Annotated in this window: 20 protein-coding genes; 9 read left to right on the top strand and 11 right to left on the bottom strand. The window is 71.8% G+C overall.

All coding sequences use genetic code 11. The annotated features are described in order from the left end of the window. The first annotated feature begins 26 nt into the window (after window positions 1–26). Window positions 27–494 (top strand): hypothetical protein, encoded by a 468-nt coding sequence (locus ACX12L_RS05270; RefSeq protein ID WP_459261634.1) that lies wholly within the window; start codon window positions 27–29, stop codon window positions 492–494. A gap of 9 nt (window positions 495–503) precedes the next feature. Here the strand turns inward: ACX12L_RS05270 and ACX12L_RS05265 are convergent, their stop codons facing one another. From ACX12L_RS05265 to ACX12L_RS05230, 8 genes are all read right to left on the bottom strand, one after another. Beyond that, the gene (locus ACX12L_RS05265; RefSeq protein WP_459261633.1) at window positions 504–818 is read right to left on the bottom strand and encodes a hypothetical protein; all 315 of its coding nucleotides are present in this window, start codon (window positions 816–818) and stop codon (window positions 504–506) included. Window positions 819–919: 101 nt separating this feature from the next. Beyond that, window positions 920–1,897 carry an FAD:protein FMN transferase gene (locus ACX12L_RS05260; RefSeq protein ID WP_459261632.1) on the bottom strand — a complete coding sequence of 326 codons (978 nt, stop codon included), beginning with the start codon at window positions 1,895–1,897 and terminating at the stop codon, window positions 920–922. Further along, window positions 1,878–4,085 (bottom strand): PepSY domain-containing protein, encoded by a 2,208-nt coding sequence (locus ACX12L_RS05255; protein WP_459261631.1) that lies wholly within the window; start codon window positions 4,083–4,085, stop codon window positions 1,878–1,880. The genes ACX12L_RS05260 and ACX12L_RS05255 overlap by 20 nt, the downstream gene beginning before the upstream one ends. Before the next feature lie 2 nt (window positions 4,086–4,087). After that, window positions 4,088–4,567: a DUF2271 domain-containing protein gene (locus ACX12L_RS05250; RefSeq protein ID WP_459261630.1), complete on the bottom strand. Its 480-nt coding sequence runs from the start codon at window positions 4,565–4,567 to the stop codon at window positions 4,088–4,090. A 23-nt stretch (window positions 4,568–4,590) separates the two neighbouring features. Further along, the gene (locus tag ACX12L_RS05245) at window positions 4,591–4,896 is read right to left on the bottom strand and encodes a PepSY domain-containing protein (RefSeq protein WP_459261629.1); all 306 of its coding nucleotides are present in this window, start codon (window positions 4,894–4,896) and stop codon (window positions 4,591–4,593) included. A 48-nt stretch (window positions 4,897–4,944) separates the two neighbouring features. After that, window positions 4,945–5,499 carry a cytochrome b gene (locus ACX12L_RS05240; RefSeq protein WP_459261628.1) on the bottom strand — a complete coding sequence of 185 codons (555 nt, stop codon included), beginning with the start codon at window positions 5,497–5,499 and terminating at the stop codon, window positions 4,945–4,947. Window positions 5,500–5,575: 76 nt separating this feature from the next. Continuing rightward, the gene (locus ACX12L_RS05235; protein WP_459261627.1) at window positions 5,576–6,952 is read right to left on the bottom strand and encodes a ferredoxin reductase family protein; all 1,377 of its coding nucleotides are present in this window, start codon (window positions 6,950–6,952) and stop codon (window positions 5,576–5,578) included. Between the two features lie 32 nt (window positions 6,953–6,984). Beyond that, a complete protein-coding gene (locus ACX12L_RS05230; RefSeq protein WP_459261626.1) occupies window positions 6,985–7,299 on the bottom strand; it encodes a PepSY domain-containing protein in 315 nt (104 codons plus the stop codon). Window positions 7,300–7,430: 131 nt separating this feature from the next. On the opposite strand from ACX12L_RS05230, the gene ACX12L_RS05225 reads away from it, so the two are divergent. From ACX12L_RS05225 to ACX12L_RS05215, 3 genes are all read left to right on the top strand, one after another. Then, window positions 7,431–7,748, top strand: a complete 318-nt coding sequence (locus tag ACX12L_RS05225) for a PepSY domain-containing protein (protein WP_459261625.1) — start codon at window positions 7,431–7,433, stop codon at window positions 7,746–7,748. Further along, window positions 7,748–8,419 carry a response regulator transcription factor gene (locus ACX12L_RS05220; RefSeq protein ID WP_459261624.1) on the top strand — a complete coding sequence of 224 codons (672 nt, stop codon included), beginning with the start codon at window positions 7,748–7,750 and terminating at the stop codon, window positions 8,417–8,419. Before ACX12L_RS05225 ends, ACX12L_RS05220 begins: the two co-directional genes overlap by 1 nt. 252 nt (window positions 8,420–8,671) lie before the next feature. Further along, window positions 8,672–10,045: an ATP-binding protein gene (locus ACX12L_RS05215; protein ID WP_459261623.1), complete on the top strand. Its 1,374-nt coding sequence runs from the start codon at window positions 8,672–8,674 to the stop codon at window positions 10,043–10,045. Window positions 10,046–10,318: 273 nt separating this feature from the next. On the opposite strand, the gene ACX12L_RS05210 is transcribed toward ACX12L_RS05215, so the two are convergent. Continuing rightward, complete coding sequence (locus ACX12L_RS05210) at window positions 10,319–10,933, bottom strand: LysE family translocator (RefSeq protein ID WP_459261622.1); 615 nt, start codon at window positions 10,931–10,933, stop codon at window positions 10,319–10,321. Between the two features lie 130 nt (window positions 10,934–11,063). Here ACX12L_RS05210 and ACX12L_RS05205 point away from each other — a divergent pair, with 130 nt between their 5' ends. From ACX12L_RS05205 to ACX12L_RS05185, 5 genes are all read left to right on the top strand, one after another. Next, entirely contained in the window at window positions 11,064–11,771 is a 708-nt protein-coding gene (locus ACX12L_RS05205) for a riboflavin synthase subunit alpha (RefSeq protein ID WP_459261621.1), read from the top strand. A gap of 246 nt (window positions 11,772–12,017) precedes the next feature. Continuing rightward, window positions 12,018–13,577: an acyl-CoA synthetase gene (locus ACX12L_RS05200; protein ID WP_459261620.1), complete on the top strand. Its 1,560-nt coding sequence runs from the start codon at window positions 12,018–12,020 to the stop codon at window positions 13,575–13,577. A gap of 42 nt (window positions 13,578–13,619) precedes the next feature. Next, window positions 13,620–14,756 (top strand): FAS1-like dehydratase domain-containing protein, encoded by a 1,137-nt coding sequence (locus ACX12L_RS05195; RefSeq protein WP_459261619.1) that lies wholly within the window; start codon window positions 13,620–13,622, stop codon window positions 14,754–14,756. 5 nt (window positions 14,757–14,761) lie between these two features. After that, on the top strand, window positions 14,762–15,955 hold the full coding sequence (locus ACX12L_RS05190; protein ID WP_459261618.1) for a CaiB/BaiF CoA transferase family protein: 1,194 nt from the start codon (window positions 14,762–14,764) through the stop codon (window positions 15,953–15,955). A gap of 39 nt (window positions 15,956–15,994) precedes the next feature. Continuing rightward, the gene (locus tag ACX12L_RS05185; RefSeq protein ID WP_459261617.1) at window positions 15,995–16,972 is read left to right on the top strand and encodes a Bug family tripartite tricarboxylate transporter substrate binding protein; all 978 of its coding nucleotides are present in this window, start codon (window positions 15,995–15,997) and stop codon (window positions 16,970–16,972) included. Window positions 16,973–17,005: 33 nt separating this feature from the next. Here ACX12L_RS05185 and ACX12L_RS05180 read toward each other — a convergent pair whose 3' ends face one another. Together ACX12L_RS05180 and ACX12L_RS05175 are read right to left on the bottom strand one after the other, a co-directional pair. Next, complete coding sequence (locus tag ACX12L_RS05180; RefSeq protein ID WP_459261616.1) at window positions 17,006–17,884, bottom strand: IclR family transcriptional regulator; 879 nt, start codon at window positions 17,882–17,884, stop codon at window positions 17,006–17,008. A gap of 49 nt (window positions 17,885–17,933) precedes the next feature. Further along, window positions 17,934–18,362, bottom strand: a complete 429-nt coding sequence (locus ACX12L_RS05175) for a PaaI family thioesterase (protein ID WP_459261615.1) — start codon at window positions 18,360–18,362, stop codon at window positions 17,934–17,936. Between the last annotated feature and the right edge of the window lie 35 nt (window positions 18,363–18,397).

Below are 18,397 nucleotides of genomic sequence, written 5' to 3'. Positions count from 1 at the left end.
CCTCCCTGTTGCGATGGACTTGCTTGATGGCCACGACCCACCCGCCCGCTTATTTCGAGGACCAGCACGAACGGCTGGATGCGCAGCTGCAGGCCCATCTGCTCGATGTGGTGGGCGCGGACTTCGGTGCCGCGCTGGAGCGCCTGCAGCGCTGGCGCGCGGATCTGGCGCGGCACATCGAGATCGAGAACACCCGCCTGCTGCCCCACGTGCCCCAGGGCGCCCGCTGGGCCGCGCGCGTGTACCTGCTGGAGCACGAGCGCATCGCACTGCTGGCCGATGAATACGCGCAGCGCGTGCAGGCCGCCGCCGCCCATCCCCCGCAGGGCGAACTGGCCCGGCGCCGCGCGGTGCTGCAGCTGCTCGATTCGGCGCATGCGCTGCGCCACGTGCTGGAGCACCACCACGAGCGCGAGCACCAGGGGCTGGCCCATGAGCTGCCCCTGGACCTGCAGGCCGCCGTGTGGGGCGGGCTGCGGGACGGCGGCGCGTAGGCGCATGCGTCAGACCTGCGTCTGCGCCCCGGCCACCCAGCGCAGGCCCTTGCCCAGGCTGAGGTAGTAGTCGCCCTGCGGGCTGATGACGACGGCGCGGCGTGCTTCGGGGTGGGAGAAATAGCGCCAGCCGTGGGCGCGTTCCTGCGGCCCGGCGTCGTTGGGCACGGCCTGCATGCCGTGGTCGAAGCCGCCGGCGCTGCGGATGCTGGCCTGCTGGTGCCCGTGCCCGTGCCCACGGTCGCGGCCATGGTCTGCGGCGAGCGCGGGGCTGGCGGCGGCGGCCAGCATGGCCATCGTGGCGAGAATGGCGGTGGTGCGCATGGTGATCTCCTTCGCTGGATGGATTGCAGTCGCGATCGACTGTGGCTGCAGTCTGCGCCGGGGGCGGTGAACCGGTGCTGAATGCCGGGTTCATCCGCCGTTCACGCGCCGCCGAACCGCCCCAGCCCCAGCTGCACCAGCGCGCCGCCGCGGCGCAGCAGCCACAGCGCCTCCAGCCCCAGGCGCTGCGCCAGGGCCAGGCCTTCGCCGGGGCCGGCCACCAGCAGCGCCGTGGCCCAGGCGTCGGCGTCCATGCAGCTCGGGGCGAGCACGGTGACGCAGGCCACGCCGTTGTTCACCGGCGCGCCGCGGCGCCCGTCCATGCTGTGCGCCAGGCGCGCCTGGCCCACCCGCACGAAGCGCCGGTAGTCGCCCGAGGTGGCGACGGCCAGGTCCTGCAGTTCGATCACGCCCTGCGCGCTGCGGCGGCCCTCCAGGGGGCTCTCCAGCGCCACGGCCCAGGGGCGGCCGCCGGCCTGGGGGCCTAGGGCGCGCAGCTCGCCGTCGAGCGCCGCCAACGCGTGGCGCACGCCGTGCCGCTGCAGCACGTCGCACATGCGGTCCACCGCGTAGCCCTTGGCGATGCCGCACAGGTCGAGCTGCAGCGGGGCGTGCTTGCGCGCGCGGCCCGCGGGCAGGTCCAGCTCCAGCGCCTGGTGCGTCGGCGGGCGGGGCGCGGCATGGGCGGCCCGGGCGGCGTGGATGGCCTGCGCGTCGGGCGCATCGCGCGCGGCGCCAAAGCCCCAGGCATCGACGAGCGCGCCCACGGCGGGGTCGAAGGCGCCACCGCTCAGGCGGCAGGCTTCCAGCGCGCGGGCGAGCACCTGCAGCATTTCGGCGGGCAGGTCGGTCCAGGCGCCGGCGGGTGCGCGGTTCAGGCGCAGCAGGTCGCTGTCCGGCTGGTAGGGCGACATCTGCGCGTCCACCTGCGCCACGGCGGCCTGCAGGGCGGCATGCAGCGCCCGGCGGTCCATCCCCGCGGGCGCGTCGCAGCCGACCGACCAGCGCGTGCCCATGGTGGGGCCGTGCAGCTGCAGGCGCGCAAGGGGCGCGCCGGGCTCAGAACAGGTCTTCGGCATAGCGCCCCCTGGCCTTGAGCTCGCGCACGCTCAGGCCCAGCGTGCCCAGGATGTCGTCCAGCACCTGCGCCACGGCCTGCGCCATGGGGCGGCTGCCGCACACGCGCACGACGGCACCGCCGGCCAGCAGCGCGCGCAGGCGCTCGCGGTCGCGGCGCAGCGCGTCCTGCACGTAGCCGCCCCCGGGAACGCGCGAGAAGGCGGTCCGCACGCTGGCCAGGCGCCGCTCGCCGAGCCAGCGCTGGATCTCGGGCTCGAAGTAATAGTCGCGCGCCGGATCGCGCGCGCCGAAGTACAGGTGCATGGCCGTGCGGCCGCCGTTGCCCCGGATGAAGCCCGCCAGCGGGGCCACGCCCGTGCCCGCGCCGATCAGCAGCACGCTGCGCGGCCGGCCCTGCAGGGCAAAGCCCGGGTTGCCGCGGATGAAGGCCTGGGCGGTGTCGCCCGGCCGCAGGCCCAGCAGGTGCGTGGAGCACAGGCCGCCGGGCCACTGGCGCACGCAGATCTCGAGGAAGCCGTCCGCGCTGCCGGAGGCCAGCGAGTAGTAGCGCGGCACGGCGCTGCCCGGCGCCACGATGCCCACCAGGTCGCCCGCCGCGAAGCGCGCCAGGCCGAGCCCGCGCAGGCGCTCGTGCCATGGCGGCCGCGGCCAGGAGAAGCGCAGGATGGCCGTGGGGCGGCCGTCCTGCCCGGGGTAGTCGCGCCGCGACACCAGCGTGAGCGCCGTGGTGGGCGGCAGGCGCGGCCGGTAGTCGACCGCGAGCGGCTCGCCCAGCGCCTGCGCCAGCGCATCGCCCCAGCGGGCGAACTGCTGGCTGGACTGCTGGTGTATGCACTCCAGCGGCAGCAGCGCGGGCCAGCCCTGGGCGCGCAGCGCCTGCTCCATGGCCTGGGCGAAGGCGCAGAAGGCAGGGTACTGCCGGTCGCCGAAGCCCAGCACCGTCACCGGCACGGCGCCTGCGGCCTGCGCGGCGATGCGCTGCAGGGCATGGCGCGCGTGCGTGGGGGGCTGGCCCTCGCCGTAGGTGGCGGCCAGGATGAACACCTGCCGGGTGGCGGGCGTGGTCTGGAAATGCTCCAGGCCCGTGCTGTGCACGCGATGGCCGGCCCGCACCAGCGCGCCGTGCAGTGCCTGGGCAAAGCCCCAGGTGCTGCCGCCCTCGCTGGCGACGAAGATCAGCACGTCGGCTTGCTGCGGCGGGCCGTTGTCCGCGATGCGCACCGCGCCCTGCCGCTCCTGCCACCAGATCAGCACGCCGGTGGCCCAGAACAGCAGCACGCTCAGGCCCGACAGGCCCAGCGCCACGGCCCAGGGCCAGGCGCTCTCGCCCGTGTGCAGCACGCGCGCCCAGTCGTCGATGCGCCGGGCGGCCGTCGCGTCCTGCCAGGCCAGGGTCTGGCCGCTGTAGCGGTCCATCCAGCCCTGGCCCTGGCGCGTGGTGACGCTCCAGGCGTCCTCGGGGTCGGTGGCGTCGGGCAGGTTGAGCCTGCGCAGGTCGCCCACGCGCAGGTCCTGCAGCAGCGGAATCCGTTCGGGGGACAGCGGGGCGGCGCCGTCGGCGGCGGTGGACGCCACCTCGGGCTCGGCCTCGGACTCGAGCGCCACCAGCCCCAGCGTGGACGCGCTCATGTACAGCGCCGTCACCGATGACAGGCACAGCACCGCCAGCACCACCCGGCCCGCGAGCACGTGCAGGCGCTGCGCCAGCGTGCCGCGCACCCGGCCCGCCAGCTGCCGCCAGCCGCCCATGCGGCGCAGCAGCAGCACCAGGCCAGAGACCGACAGCAGCGCCATGGCCAGCGCCGCGCCCGCCGCGCCCCAGCGCCCGGCGTCGCCCAGCAGCAGGGCGCGGTGCAGGTTCTTGACCCAGCGCGGCATGCCCGACGGCTGGTACGGGCCGAGCAGCTGTCCGTCGGCCGGATCGACGAACATCGCCTGCGCCTGCTCGCCGGAAAAACCGAAGGCGGCGATGGCGCCTGACGGAAGGCGGCGGATCTCCTCCACGCCCGGCATGCCGGCCTGCACCCGCTGTGCCAGCGTGGCCACGGGCAGGCCGGGCGCGGCGGCCGGGGCCTGCCAGGCCTGCTGCACCGGGTCGATGGCCAGCAGCGCGCCCGACAGGCCCAGGACCATGGTCAGGGCGCCCAGGGTCAGGCCGAGCCAGCGGTGGACGGATTTCCAGCCCATGGTCATTGCAGCTGGTAGGTCAGCGACTGGATGTACTGCCTGCCCGGCTGGGGCTTGCCGGCGTTCTGCGTGGTCAGGGGCAGGCGGATCTCGCCGGGGCTGTCGCGCATGTCCTCCGCGGCGGCATCGACGCGGATCTCGTAGCCGGCGTCGATCAGCGCGTCGGCCAGGTCGGCCGTCACCTTCAGCGTGCGCCCCGCGCCCACGCTGGCGCCGGTCACGCCGTTCAGGCGCCTGGCGTCGCCGGCGGACAGGCGGTTCCAGTCCGACAGATGCTTGTAGTACTTGGCCTTGCCGCCAGCCACCCACAGCGTGCCGGCGTAGGTGCCCTTGGCGTCGGTGAGGTAGACGGCGAGGTAGGCGCCGTCGCCGCCGTAGTTCTTGAGCTGGGTGGTCAGGGTGACCTGGCGCGCCTGGCCCAGGGCGGGCAGGGCGAGCGCGCAGGCGGCGGCGATGGTGGTCAGCAGGGGTTTGGTGGACATGCGGAATCTCCGGTACGGGAGGGTTATTCGGTCTGGCCGCGCTCGCGGCGGCGCTCGTGGTCGCGCCGTTTCATCTTGAGCACGCGCAGCGTCTCGGGGTCGAGCCGGGCCTTGAAGGCGCGCCCCTGGGCATCCTGGCCGCGGATCTCGTAGCAGCCGTCGTCGATCTTCAGGCGCTGCACCTGCCAGCCCTGGCGCGCCGCGTGCTGCAGCACGGCATCGCGTGGCTGCCAGCGCCCGACGGGGGCATCGCAATCGTCGTCGGCCAGCACCGGGGAGGCCGTGGTGCCCAGGGACAGGGCGAACAGGCAGGGGATGAGGGATTTCATGGTCGAGCCCTTTCTTTGCAAGCGGAACCAGGTCGTTGGGCGAAGGCGCTAGCGCCGCGCCGCCGGGCGCGAAGGCCACATGCGCCGCAGCGTGTCGTCGCGCACCAGGTGGTGGTGGTACAGCGCGGCGCCGGCGTGCAAGCCGATCAGCAGGAAGCCGATGTCGCCGATGAAGCCGTGGATCTGCTCCAGGTTTTTGCCCAGCGCCTTGTCCGCGCCGATCAGGGGCGGCAGTTGCAGCGCGAAGAATGGGATCGTCTTGCCCTTGGCGGAGAGCGTGAGCCAGCCCAGCACTGGCAGCACCAGCAGCAGCCCGTACAGCGCCACGTGCATGGCCGTCGCCAGGCGATGCTGCCAGGCGGGTGGCGCAGGCGTGATCGGTGGCGCGCGCCAGGCCAGGCGCAGCGGCAGGCGGACCAGGACGAGGGCGAGCACGGCCAGGCCCAGCGTGAAGTGCCATGTTTTCATCAGGTCGTGGGCCGCGCTGCCCTTGGGATAGATCCCGCGCAGCTCGATCAGCGCATAGACGGCGATCAGCAGCGCCAGGGTCACCCAGTGCACACCGATCAGCAGGGGGTGGTAGCGGTTGTCGAGCGGTTTCATGGTCTCTCCAATGGGGGCATGCGGCTTCGCAGTCCAAAACATAACTGCGTTTCCGGCCTCGGCCTGTTGCACGGGGTCAACGCATGGCGAACGATTCACGGTGCAGCCGCCAGGGTCGCGCGCCGCCGGCGTGCGCGGCGAGCAGCTCGCCCAGGCCCTGCGGGCCGCAGAACCAGATGTCCAGCGGCCCGGCCGTGGCCTCCAGGGCCCGGGGCGTGAGACGCTGGCCGCGCGCGTCGTCGTGCACGCTCAGCTGCACGGGCGGCTGGGCCTGCGCGCACAGCTGGCGCAGGCGCGGCAGCAGCGGGTCGCGCGCCGCGTCGCGGGTGCAGTAGTGCATGTGCACGGGCTGCGCATGGGCGAGCGCGGGGGCCGCGCCCGGCTGGCGCGCCTCCAGCAGCGCCAGGAAGGGCGTCACGCCCACGCCGCCCGCCACCCATATCTGCCGGCGCCGCCGGCGGCCCCGGCCGTCGAAGCGGCCGTAGGGGCCTTCGATGTCCACGCGCTGGCCCGCGCGCAGGAGCTGTCCCAGGGTGCGGGTGTAGTCGCCCAGCGGCTTGATCACCAGGCGCAGCAGCGGCTCGCCCGCCTCGCTCGTGCCCAGGCTGCCGGGCGCGCTGGCGATGGTGAAGGGGTGCTGCCCCTCGGCGCGGTTGAAGCGCACGAAGGCGAACTGCCCCGCGCGGTGGCCCGGCCAGCTGGCGGGCAGGGCGCAGACCACCTCGACGGGTGCGAGCGGGCCGCCGTCGCCGAGCGCGCGCACGGCATGGATGCGCCCCTGGTGGCTGCGCGCGCGGCCGATCCGGCCCGCCAGCGACCAGAGGGCCGCCAGGCTGCCCAGCGCCAGCAGCGTGCCCATGAGCAGGCCCAGCGGCAGTGCCCAGAAGGCCAGCGGTATCAGGGCCGCCGTATGCAGCGCCAGTGCCAGAAAAAGGATGGGCATGGCGCGGTGCAGCAGGCGCCAGGGCCGGTAGGACAGCAGCCGGGTCAGCAGCGTGACGGCCACCATGGCCAGCAGCAGGTAGAAGGCCCATTCGCCCAGGTCCTTGGCGAAGCCGCGCGCGTCGGTGAGCCAGGGCAGCACGGCGTCGTGCCCGGGCTTGCCGGCGCGGCCCCACAGGGCCTTGATCCAGCCACTCGATTCCTTGGCGCCCCAGTGCGCGATGGCCGTGACGGCCGCGCCGATGCCCGCCCACTTGTGCAGGCGGTAGACCTGGTCCATGCCGCCCAGCGGGCGCTCCAGCCAGGGCAGGCGCAGCGCCAGCACCATGGCCAGGGCCATCAGGCCGATGCTCCACAGCCCCGTGAGGTACAGGGCATGCTGGCGCAGCCGCCACCATCCCGAGGCGACGCCCTGGGCATCGACCAGCGGCTGCACGCCCAGCCCGGCCACCGCCATCCATGCCAGGCCGATGACCAGCAGCCAGGTGCCCAGGACCGCTTTGATGCGCATGACGTTCTCCTCGTGGTGGATGGGGTGGTGCCTCAGCGGCGGGTGCGGGTGCTCTCCACGGCGCCGGTGGTGGCGTTCACGTACAGCTTCACGCGTTCGCCCTGGGCGTTGCTGGCCTTGACTTCGTAGCGGCCGTGGTCCCATTCGATCTCGCGGATGTCGCGGTAGCCGGCGGCCTCCACGCGGTCGTAGACGTCGCGGATGGTCAGTTGCGCCGCCGTGGGAGCGGTGGCGGCCGCGGGGGCCCGTGCCGCCGGCGTGGCCGGGGCCTGTGCCTGGGCGATGCCCCAGGTCACGGCGGTGCCGGCGGCGAGGGCGGCGAGGAAGCGGCGGATGTTCTGTGGCATGGCGATGACTCCTTGGTGGATGGCCCGGCACGGTGCCTGGCCTGCCGGGAATTCTCGAAAAATCACCCTGAACCCTTGCTGAAGGCGGCATTCATCGGCGGTTCATCGCGCGGTGCGTATAAGGTAGGGCCATGTACCGCCGTACCGCCACACTGCTCGCACTCGTCCTCGGCACCCTGGGCGCCGGTGGCACGCTGCATGCCGACGAGCGCGACCACGAACTGGCCCGCGAGGCGCTGCAGCAGGGCCAGGTGCTGCCGCTGCGCCAGGTGCTGGACAAGGTCGAGCGCGAATACCAGGGCCAGGTGCTCAAGATCGAGTTCGAGCGCGACGACGGGCGCTACGTCTACGAAATCCGCCTGCTGCAAAAGGACGGACGCATGGCCAAGCTCAAGGTGGACGCGGTCGATGGCCGCGTGCTGAAGATCAAGCGCAAGGGAGACCATTGATGCGGATCCTGGTCGTGGAGGACGAACCCACCCTGTGCGCGCAGCTCGTGCAGGCCATCGCCGGCGCCGGCCACACGGTGGAGTCCGCCGGCGACGGCGTGCAGGCCCATTACCTGGGCGACGTGGAGAGCTTCGACGCCGTGGTGCTCGACCTGGGCCTGCCCCAGCTCGACGGCCTGTCGGTGCTGCGCCGCTGGCGCGCCGCCGGGCGCAACATGCCGGTGCTCATCCTCACGGCGCGCGGCAGCTGGCAGGACAAGGTGGCCGGCATGGACGCGGGCGCCGACGACTACCTGGCCAAGCCCTTCCACATGGAGGAACTGCTGGCGCGCCTGCGCGCCCTGTTGCGCCGCGTGGGCGAGCACGCCAGCGCGCAGTGGCAGTGCGGCCCGATCTGGCTGGACACGCGCCAGATGCGCGTGCTGGTCGATGGCCGGCCGCTCACGCTCACCAGCCATGAGTTCAAGCTGCTGTCGCTGCTCATGCAGCGCAAGGGCGAGGTGCTGTCGCGCACCGAGCTGGCCGAGCACATCTACCCGCAGGACAGCGAGCGCGACTCCAACACCATCGAGGTCTTCGTGGGCCGCCTGCGCAAGAAGCTGCCCGAGGGCTGCATAGAAACCGTGCGCGGCCTGGGCTACCGGCTGGTGGACGTGGACGGCGGCGCATGAAGGGCGACGGAACGTGTTGATGGTCTTTTCATGGTGCCCGCAAGGCAGCAAAAAGCCGCAATCTAGGCGCGCGCCGCGGGCCATGCTGGCGGCCTGGGCAAGGTGCGCAACGACGAGTGCGGCTTTTTGCTGCCTTGCCCGAAGGGTTGCCCCGCAAAGGCAGCGTCTGCGGCGTTGCCCATCCTCGCCGCACATCAGTGCGGCTTGCGGTGGGCGCCTTGCATCCACTGCCTTTGCGGGGCAACGGGCACCATGAAAAGACCATCAACACGTTCCCTGCGCCTGCGCCTGCTGGCCGGCACGCTGGCCTGGGTGCTGTTCAGCATCGCCGCCGCCGGCTGGGGGCTGCGCACCCTGTTCCTGGACCACATCACGCAGCAGCTGCAGGCGCAGCTGGTGCTGCAGCTGGACCAGCTCAGCGCCGTGGTGGACTGGGGGGCGGACGGACAGCTCGTCGTGTCCCCCACGGCGGAAGACTCGCGTCTGAAGCAGCCGCTGTCGGGCCTGTACTGGCAGATCGACCGCCTGGGCGACGAGCCGCGTGCGGCCGTGGCGCGCTCGCGCTCGCTGTGGGACCAGACGCTGGCCCTGCCGCCCGCGCCCGAGGGCTACCCCGCCCGGGGCTACCGCGTGCTCTCGCTGCACGACGCCCAGGGCCACCGGCTGCTGGCCGTGGCGCGCACGCTGCAGCTGCCCGACGATGCCGCCCCGCCCCTGCGCCTGGTGGTGGCGGGCGACCAGGCCCTGCTGGCCGAGCCGCTGCAGGGCTTCACCCGCATGCTGCTCATCGCCCTGGGCGTGCTGGCCGCCGGCCTGGCGCTGGCCGTGGTGCTGCAGCTGCAGCTCGCGCTGCGCCCCCTGCAGCTGCTGCGCCAGCGGCTGGCCGCCGTGCGCGGCGGCGCCGCCGCGCAGCTGCAGGGGCCGTTCCCGCAGGAGCTGCAGCCGCTGGTGACCGAGTTCAACCGCGTGCTGGCCGAGAACGCCGACATGGTGCAGCGCGCCCGCACCCAGGCCGGCAACCTGGCGCATGCGGTGCACACGCCGCTGTCCGTGCTGGCCAACGCCGCCGCCCAGGAGCCGGGCCCATTGGGCGCGCTGGTGCGCGAACAGGTGGACGCCGCGCGCCGCCAGGTCGACTACCACCTGGCGCGTGCGCGCGCCGCCGCCGCCGTGCGCGCCACCGGCCTGGCCACGCCGGTGCTGGAGCCCGTGCGGGCGCTGCTGCGCACCATGCAGCGCCTGCATGCCGGGCGCGGCCTGACGTTCAAGCTCGCCCAGGGCGCGCAGGACGCGGCGTTCCGCGGCGAGCCGCAGGACCTGTACGAGCTGCTGGGCAACCTGATCGACAACGCCGGCAAATGGGCGCGTTCACGCGTCGTGGTGGACGTGCGGCGCGAAGGGGGCCAGCTGTGCTTCACGGTGGACGACGACGGCCCCGGCATCCCCGAGGCCGAGCGCGAGCGCATGTTCGAGCGCGGCGTGCAGCTCGACGAACGGCGCCCCGGCTCCGGCCTGGGCCTGGACATCGTGCGGGCCCTGGCCGACACCTATGGCGGCAGCGTGCAGGCCGGGCAGTCGCCCCTGGGCGGCGCGCGCCTGCGGCTGTGCCTGCCGGTGGTGGCCTGAGAGCCTGTTCAAAGTCTTTTCATGGAGCCCGCATGGCAGCAAACCGCCACGATCCAGGCGCCTGCCGCAGCCCATGCTGGCGGCCTGGGCAAGGGGGGCAACGACGAGCGTGGCGGTTTGCTGCCATGCCCGAAGGGTTGCCTCGCTTGAAGCCCGTCTGCGGCGTTGCAAATCCTCGCTGGGCCACCAGCCCAGCTGCGGTTTGCGCCTTGCAGCCGAGCCCCAAGCGAGGCAACGGGCTCCATGAAAAGACTTTGAACAGGCTCTGTAGGGTCAGCGCGTCAGCGGCAGCGACGCGCCCATGACTGCAAAGGCGCCGCCGCAGACGCGGTTGAACCGCTTGCCGAAGCGCTGCAGGGCCGGGCGGATGCGGTGCGCCATCCGGGCCAGCAGGTATTCCAACAGGCACTCGATCGCGCAAAACGTGCCCGCCATGATGGCGAACTGCCACCACAGGCTGCGCTGCGGGTCGATGAACTGGGGCAGGAAGGCGCCGTAGAACAGCAGCGCCTTGGGGTTGGACACCGCCGCCAGCAGGCCCTGGCGGAACATCATGCCGCGGTGCGAGGCGCGGGCCGCGTCCGCGGACGCCTCCAGCCGCAGCGGCGGCGCGCGCCACAGCTGCACCCCCAGCCACACCAGGTACGCCCCGCCCACCCACTTGAGCACCAGCAGCGCATGGGCCGAGGCCTGCAGCAACGCCCCGATGCCCACCATGGACAGCGCGATCACGCAGGCGAACCCCAGCGCCCCGCCGGCGATGGTGTAGAGCGCGCGGCGGTGGCCGTGCAAGGCGCCGTGGGTCAGCGCCAGCAGGCTGTTGGGCCCCGGGGTGAGCGACAGGCCGAGCGCCGCCACCAGGTACAGCAGCCAGGTGTGCAAAGCCATGCGTCGTCTCCTCTGTTTGAACGGTGCGCCATCGTAAACCCGCGCGGCCGCATGGATGGCGCTGGGCGGGCCTGCCGAAGACCCCTGCTGGCACAATCCCAGGCTTTCGCACCACCTCCAGCCAGCAGCCATGTTCACAGGCATCGTCCAGGCCACCGCCGCCATCGCCGCGATCGAGGACCGCGCAGGCCTGCGCACCTTCACCATCGACTTCCCCGAAGGCTTCTGCCAGGACCTGGCCATCGGCGCGAGCGTGGCCGTCGATGGCGTGTGCCTGACGGTGACCGAGATCCTCTCGCCCACGCGCGCCACCTTCGACGTGATGCTGCAAAGCCTGAACATCACCACGCTGGGCGGCTATGCCGTGGGCGCGCGCGTGAACGTGGAGCGCGCTGCCAGGGACGGGGCCGAGATCGGCGGCCACCCGCTCTCGGGCCACATCGACTTCACCGGCACGCTGGCCGAGCGGCGCGAGCTGGAGAACAACCTCGTGTGGCGCGTGTCGGTGCCCGGGCCGTTCCGCCGCTACGTCTTCGCCAAGGGCTACATCGCCATCCACGGCGCCAGCCTCACGGTGGCCGAGGTGAACCGCGCCGAGGGCTGGTTCGAGGTCTGGCTGATCCCCGAGACGCGCCGCGCCACGGTGTTCGAGGACAAGCGCGTGGGCGACGCGCTCAACATCGAGATCGAGCGCAGCACCCAGGTGGTGGTGGACACGGTGCGCGAGGCCGTGGAGGAAAGCCTGGGCCAGCTGCGCCCGGCCATCGAGTCGCTGCTGGCCGAGCGCGGCCTGTCGCTCGAAGACTTCGTGCGCGTGCCGACGCTGCCCAAGGGCTGATGCCCATGCGGGGCGCGGCGGCCGTGCCTCTCCATTCATGACGCGATGCTACTGAAAATGTAGCTTCATGCGATTGCCTGATAAGCGCTGGAGCCATATTTCCCTTGAATTAGCGATACCCCTCCAGGGGCGGGCAAGGCATGCTTTTGGCTGAATTTTATTTGTCTATGTACAAATAGAAGTTGTATTTGACAATAACTCGCCGGATCCAGAAACTGGGTGCACCTCAAAGGAGACACGCACCCCATGCCCCGACTCACCGATTACCAGAGCTATGCGGACGCCCAGGCGCATTTCTCGGCCGAGAAACTCTGGGAGCTTTTCGATGGCGACCGCGAGCGCCTCAACATCGCCCACGAGTGCGTGGACCGGCACGCGGACAGCGGCCGCGACGCGCTGATCGTGGCCCACGCGGACGGCGCCGACGAGGTCATCACCTACCGCGAGCTGGCCGAGGATTCGTCGCGCTTCGCGCACTACCTGGAGCAGCGCGGCATACAGCGCGGGCAGCGCGTGGCGATCATGCTCGACCCGTCGCGCGCCTTCTACACGGCGATGTTCGGCGTCATCAAGCGCGGCGCCATCGCCGTGCCGCTGTTCACGCTGTTCGGGCCCGACGGCATCCGCCTGCGCGTCCATGACTGCCAGCCCGCGCTGATCGTCACCAACGCGCAGAAGATGCCGGTCGCCGTCTCGGCGACGCAGGTGCCGGCGCTCGTCTACGACGACGCGTTCCACGCCGGCCTGCGGGGGCTGCCCCCGCGCTACGCGGTGCAGACGCGCGCCGACGACCTAGCGGTGTTCCAGTACACCTCGGGCACGACGCGCGAGCTGCCCGATGCCGTGAAGCACACGCACCGGGCGCTGGTCACGCTCACGGTGGCCGCGCTGTACGGCACGGGCCTGCGGCCGGGCGACCGGTTCTTCTGCCCCTCGTCGCCCGCATGGGGGCACGGCCTGTGGCACGGCACGCTGGCGCCGCTGGGCATGGGGCTCACGGTGGGCGCGTACAGCGGGCGCTTTCATCCCGAGCGGCTGCTGCAGGCGCTGTCAAGGCACCGCTTCACCAACATGTCGGCCGCCGCCACGCACTACCGCATGATGAAGAACTGCGGCAAGGCGGGCGACTACGCCTATTGCTTCGACAAGCTCTCGTTCACCGGCGAGCCCATCGACGACGACACGGCCGACTTCGTGCGCCGGACCTTCGGCCTGGAGGTGTGCAGCATGTACGGCACCACCGAGATCGGCGTGGTGCTGGCGAGCTACCCCGGCGCGCCCGACTTCCCCGTCAAGCGCGGCTCGCTCGGCAAGCCCGTGCCGGGCACGCGCATCGAGGTGCACGACGCTGAGGGCCGCCCCTGCCCGCCCGGCGCCACGGGCCAACTCATGGTGCTGCGCAAGGGCGAGTGGATACCGACCAAGGACCTGGGCCGCGTGGACGAGGACGGCTACTACTACCACGCGGGCCGCGCCGACGACGTGATCATCTCCGCCGGCTGGACCATGAGCGCGGTGGAGATCGAGAACGCCATCCTGCTGCACCCCGACGTGCTCGAGGCCGCCGCCATCGGTGTGCCCGACGAGGTGCGCGGCCAGGTCGTCAAGGCCTTCGTCGTCACCGACCGCGCGCCCGGCGAGCCGTTCGTGCAAGAGATACAGGAGCTGGTGCGCTCCAAGCTCAGCCAGCACGAATACCCGCGCCACGTGGCCTTCGTGCTCGAGCTGCCCAAGACCCCCGCCGGCAAGGTGCACCGCAAGGTGCTGCGCGAGCGCGAAGCCGCCGCCGCGACTGCCGCGCACTGACCGTTTCCCTTTCACAACCGTTCATCACCACAGGAGACAAGCATGTCCACAACCACCCGCAGCTTCCCCAAGATCACGGAAAGCGGCCTCGACGAACTGCGCGAGCGCATCGGCCAGAAGATCGGCAACACCGTCGAGCCCTGGTGCTACGAGGCCACGCGCGACAACATCCGCCACTACGCCCACGGCATCGGCGACGACAACCCGCTGTGGTGCGACCCGGACTACGCGGCCCAGACGCACTACGGCGGCATCGTGGCGCTGCCGAGCTTCCTGTTCGCCACCAGCCGCATCGTCTCGGGCTACGTGGGCGGCCTGCCGGGCGTGCACGCCATGTGGTCGGGCGCGGACTGGACCTGGCACAAGCCCATCCGCCGCAACGACGCCATCCACACCGAGGCGCACCTCAAGGACCTGATCGAACACCAGACCCGCTTCGCCGGCCGCGCCGTGCAGCAGATCTACCACGTGGACTTCTTCAACCAGACCGGCGACAAGGTGGCCGAGGCCGACAGCTGGTGCTTCCGCACCGAGCGCGACCACGCGCGCGAGCAGGGCACCAAGTACCAGGAGGTGCGCGCGCGCGAACCGCGCCGCTACACCGACGAGGAACTGGGCGAGGCCTACCAGCTCTACCGCAACGAGGAAATCCGCGGCGCCACGCCGCGCTACTGGGAGGACGTGCAGGAGGGCGAGGAACTGCCCACCATGTTCAAGGGCCCGATGACGGTGACCGGCTTCATCGCCTATGCCCAGGGCTGGGGGGGCCTGTACATCCGCGCCAACAAGCTCGCGTGGAAGCTCATCGACCAGCACCCGGGCGTGGGCATCAAGAACCGCTTCGGCATCCCGGACTGCCCCGAGCGCGTGCACTGGGAGGAAGACTTCGCGCTCGAAGTCGGCGCGCCCGGCGCCTACGACTATGGCCCCGAGCGCACCTCGTGGCTCACGCACCACCTGACCAACTGGATGGGCGACACGGGCTTCCTGCACAAGGCCAGCTGCAAGATCCGCCGCCACAACCCCGAGGGTGACATGCTGTTCATCAAGGGCCGCGTCAAGCGCAAGTTCGTGGAGAACGGCCGGCACATGGTCGAGATCGAGCAGGAGGCGCGCAACCAGGACGGCGAGCTCTCCGTGGTCGGCGGCGGCGTGGTCATCCTGCCCTCGCGGGGCTGACGGCCATGGGCGCTGCGCTGCATGGCCTGAAAGTGGTGGACCTGACCCGCGTGCTCGCGGGCCCGCTGTGCACCCAGATGCTGGCCGACCATGGCGCGCAGGTCGTCAAGGTGGAGCCGCCCGGCGGGGACGAGACCCGCCAGCTCGGCCCTCCGTTCGACCTGGACGGCCACGCGGCCTACTTCTCGGCCCTCAACCGGGGCAAGCGCTCCATCAGCCTGGACCTGTCCACGCCCGGCGGGCAGCAGGTGCTGCACCGGCTGCTGGAGGGCGCCGACGTGCTCATCGAGAACTTCCTGCCCGGCACCATGGAGCGCTGGGGCCTGGGCTACGAGCAGGCGCTGGCCGCTGCCTACCCGCGCCTCGTGTACTGCAGCGTGACCGGCTTCGGCGCCGACGGGCCGCTGGGCGGCCTGCCCGGCTACGACGCCGTGCTGCAGGCACTGTGCGGGGTGATGAGCATCAACGGCGACGCCGCCACGGGCGCGACCCGCGTGGGCATCCCGGTGGTGGACCACCTCACCGGCTACGTGGCGCTGTCGGCGATCCTCATGGCGCTGCTGGCACGCGGGCACAGCGGCCAGGGGCAGCGCGTGGAGGCCACGCTGTACGACACGGCGCTCAGCCTGCTGCTGCCGCATGCGTCGAACTGGTTCGCCTCGCAGAAAAGCCCCGGGCTGCTGGGCAGCGCCCACCCCAACATCGCGCCCTACGACAAGTTCCGCGCGCGCGACGGCGAGCTGTTCATCGGCATCCTCAACGACGGGCAGTTCAGGCGCTTCTGCGGCCACGTCGGTCTGCAGGGCCTGGTGGAGGACGAGCGCTTCGCGTCCAACACCGCGCGCCTCGCGCACCGCGAGGCATTGCGCGGGGCCATCGAGGCGGCCATCGCCCGCCTCGACTGCGGCCCGCTGTGCGATGCCCTGATGCGTGCCGGCGTGCCGGCTGGTCCCGTGCTTTCCGTGCCGCAGGCGCTGACGCACCCGCATTGCGCGCACCGGGCCATGGTCGTGCGCGCGGGCAACTACACCGGCCTGCGCGCGCCCATGTGGCTGGCTGGAACGCCCGGGGCGCCGGGAAGCCCGCCCCCCGCCTTCGCCCAGCACGCCGACGAGGTGCTGGAGGAGCTGGGATTCGCGGCGCCGCAGCGCCAGGCATTGCATGCCAGCGGCGCGGCACCCATGCCCGCGGCGGCATAGGGACCTGTTTGTTGAAGATAGCTACAAGGAGACAAAATCATGCGCAAATCTGCATTCCTGCTCGCGGCCGCAGCCTGCTTCCTCGCGGGAGCGCCCGAGGCCCATGCCCAAGGCCCACATGCCGCCTATCCCGACAAGCCCATCCGGGTCGTGGTCGCCTATGCGGCGGGGCAGGGGACGGACATCGCGACCCGCTACATCGCCGACCTGATGGCCAGGGACCTCGGCCAGGCGCTGGTCATCGACAACCGCCCCGGGGCCGGCGGCAACCTCGGCACCGAAGCCGCCGCGCGGGCGCCGGGCGACGGCTACACGCTCACCATGGGGACCAACGCCACCCACGTGCTCAACCAGTTCCTCTACTCCAAGGTGCCGTTCGACGCGGAGAAGGACTTCGAGCCCATCGGCCTGGTGGGCACCTTCCCCATGGTCCTGGCCGCCAACGGCGGGGCGCCCTTCGCCTCCGCGAACGATCTGCTGGAGGCGGTCAGGCGCAACCCCAGGTCGGCTGACGTCGCCATGCCGAGCACGACCGCGCGCCTGGTGGTCGAACTGCTCAAGGAACGTACCGGTGCGGCACTATTCGGCGTGCCCTACAAGGGCTCGGGCAACGCGATGACCGACGTGCTGGGCGGCCAGCTGTCCGTGATCGTGGACACGCCCACGGCCCTGCGCCCGCACCTGGCCTCGGGGAAGGTGAAGGCCATCGGCGTCACGTCGGCCAAGCCCAGCGGCCTGGTCCCGGGCGTCAAGCCGATCGCTGAGCAGGGCATCGACGGCTTCGAGGTGATCGCCTGGAACGCGTTGTACGCCCCGAAGGGCACGCCGGCCGCCGTGATCGCGGCCCTGAACGCGTCGCTCAACAAGGCACTGGCGCGGCCCGAGACGCGCCAGAAGCTGCTCGACCTCGGTTTCGAGCCTGCGGGCGGCACGCCGGCGCAGCTCGCCGAGTTCGCGCGCGCCGAGCGCAGGAAGTGGGGGCCGCTGATCCAGGCGGCGGGCATCCGCGCGGACTGAGAAAACAGGGACCCGATACGGGCCCTCTGCACATCAGATGCCTTCCACCAGCAGGCCGGATACCTCCCGGGCCTCGCGCATCATCTCCTGCGCCAGCAGATCGGTGGCCACGGTCGTGAGCTGGCTGCTCAGCCCCACGACCACCACGGTGTAGGCGAACCGCCCGTCCGAGGTGAAGACGGGCACCGCGACCACCGTCAGGCCGGCCATGAAGTTGTCCCGATCGACGCTGAAGCCCTGCGTGCGGGCCAGCTCCACTTCCTTCTTCCAGACATCGAAGCGCGGCGCCTTGTCCCAATGGATCTGCGAGAACTTCTTGCGCAGGTCCGTCCAGCTCTCGCCGCCATGCGCCGCGATGAGCCGGCCCGTGGCGCTGACCAGGGTGTCGAAGCGGCTGCCCACGTCCGTGTGCACGCGAAACGGCTGGTTCGAGTGGGACAGCGCCAGCACCACTACGGAGCCCTTGGACGTTATCTCGACCCCCATGGCCGTGACGCCGAAACGCCCCGCAAGGCGGTCCAGCGCGGGCTGGATCAGCTGCGGAAAGCCGCTGCGGTCCAGCACGCTGCGCGCCAGGCTGATCATGCCGTTGCCCAGCGCGTAGCGCTTGGTGGCCGGGTCCCAGGTGACCAGCTCCTCGGCCACCAGCACGCGCAGGATGTGCAGGCAGGTGCTGGGCACCAGGGCCAGTTCGTCGGCGATGGCCTTCACGCCCAGGGGCTGGCCGACGCGGCCCAGCAGGCGCAGGATGGCGATGGAGCGGCTGACGGCGGGCACGGGGCGCACGCGCACCGTGCGCGCGGCCGGTTTTTTCTTGTCGGAGGCGGTGGCCTGTTTCTTTGCTGGCATGGCGGAGCTTCGCGGGTTGAGCCGTCCCAAGGGCCCCAGCCAGCTTGCGGAGGCAGCCGTCATGGCGCAGGGCGGCGAGACAGCGCCGATCTTAGAGCGTGGGCGCCATCCGTCATGGCGCGTCGCCCCGCGGCGTGCGCACGACCCTCATGAGGGCCTGCGCGGCGAGGGCGGTGCGCCCATCCACGGAGACCTCGCCCTGCATGAAAACCAGCGTGCCGGTGCGCCGCACCACCTGCGCGCGTGCCTGTGCCAGCTGGCCCGCGCGCACCGGGCCGATGAAATGCGTGTCCAGCTGCAGCGTCAGGCAGGGCAGGCGGCCGCAGGCCTCCCAGGCCACGCTGCTGATGGCGTGGTCCAGCAGGGTGAGCAGCGCGCCCCCGTGCACCACGCCGGCGGGGTTGAGGTGCGCTTCGTCCGCGAGGACAGCGTAGGCCCATGCATCGCCCTCCCGCCGCGTCCACAGCGGCCCCGCCCGGCCCATGAAGCCGGGCAGGTCGCGGCGCTTCCAATTCTGCTGAACGAGCTCTTCGGGGGTCATGCAGCGCTCCATGGCGAACCGGCCGAGGCCTTCCA

Source organism: Alicycliphilus sp. T452, from assembly GCF_054512775.1.
The sequence above is the reverse complement of the archived record's forward strand: the minus strand, read 5'-3'. Positions and strand labels throughout refer to the sequence as shown.

Bases quoted from the DNA above. Each gene is read 5' to 3' on its own strand.
- ACX12L_RS05245 (WP_459261629.1), bottom strand. From the start codon at position 4,896: ATGAAATCCCTCATCCCCTGCCTGTTCGCCCTGTCCCTGGGCACCACG.
- ACX12L_RS05240 (WP_459261628.1), bottom strand. From the start codon at position 5,499: ATGAAACCGCTCGACAACCGCTACCACCCCCTGCTGATCGGTGTGCAC.
- ACX12L_RS05230 (WP_459261626.1), bottom strand. From the start codon at position 7,299: ATGCCACAGAACATCCGCCGCTTCCTCGCCGCCCTCGCCGCCGGCACC.
- ACX12L_RS05210 (WP_459261622.1), bottom strand. From the start codon at position 10,933: ATGGCTTTGCACACCTGGCTGCTGTACCTGGTGGCGGCGCTCGGCCTG.
- ACX12L_RS05185 (WP_459261617.1), top strand. From the start codon at position 15,995: ATGCGCAAATCTGCATTCCTGCTCGCGGCCGCAGCCTGCTTCCTCGCG.
- ACX12L_RS05265 (WP_459261633.1), bottom strand. From the start codon at position 818: ATGCGCACCACCGCCATTCTCGCCACGATGGCCATGCTGGCCGCCGCC.
- ACX12L_RS05270 (WP_459261634.1), top strand. From the start codon at position 27: ATGGCCACGACCCACCCGCCCGCTTATTTCGAGGACCAGCACGAACGG.
- ACX12L_RS05215 (WP_459261623.1), top strand. From the start codon at position 8,672: ATGAAAAGACCATCAACACGTTCCCTGCGCCTGCGCCTGCTGGCCGGC.
- ACX12L_RS05250 (WP_459261630.1), bottom strand. From the start codon at position 4,567: ATGTCCACCAAACCCCTGCTGACCACCATCGCCGCCGCCTGCGCGCTC.
- ACX12L_RS05225 (WP_459261625.1), top strand. From the start codon at position 7,431: ATGTACCGCCGTACCGCCACACTGCTCGCACTCGTCCTCGGCACCCTG.
- ACX12L_RS05180 (WP_459261616.1), bottom strand. From the start codon at position 17,884: ATGACGGCTGCCTCCGCAAGCTGGCTGGGGCCCTTGGGACGGCTCAAC.
- ACX12L_RS05200 (WP_459261620.1), top strand. From the start codon at position 12,018: ATGCCCCGACTCACCGATTACCAGAGCTATGCGGACGCCCAGGCGCAT.
- ACX12L_RS05235 (WP_459261627.1), bottom strand. From the start codon at position 6,952: ATGCGCATCAAAGCGGTCCTGGGCACCTGGCTGCTGGTCATCGGCCTG.
- ACX12L_RS05175 (WP_459261615.1), bottom strand. From the start codon at position 18,362: ATGACCCCCGAAGAGCTCGTTCAGCAGAATTGGAAGCGCCGCGACCTG.
- ACX12L_RS05255 (WP_459261631.1), bottom strand. From the start codon at position 4,085: ATGGGCTGGAAATCCGTCCACCGCTGGCTCGGCCTGACCCTGGGCGCC.
- ACX12L_RS05220 (WP_459261624.1), top strand. From the start codon at position 7,748: ATGCGGATCCTGGTCGTGGAGGACGAACCCACCCTGTGCGCGCAGCTC.
- ACX12L_RS05190 (WP_459261618.1), top strand. From the start codon at position 14,762: ATGGGCGCTGCGCTGCATGGCCTGAAAGTGGTGGACCTGACCCGCGTG.
- ACX12L_RS05260 (WP_459261632.1), bottom strand. From the start codon at position 1,897: ATGCCGAAGACCTGTTCTGAGCCCGGCGCGCCCCTTGCGCGCCTGCAG.
- ACX12L_RS05195 (WP_459261619.1), top strand. From the start codon at position 13,620: ATGTCCACAACCACCCGCAGCTTCCCCAAGATCACGGAAAGCGGCCTC.
- ACX12L_RS05205 (WP_459261621.1), top strand. From the start codon at position 11,064: ATGTTCACAGGCATCGTCCAGGCCACCGCCGCCATCGCCGCGATCGAG.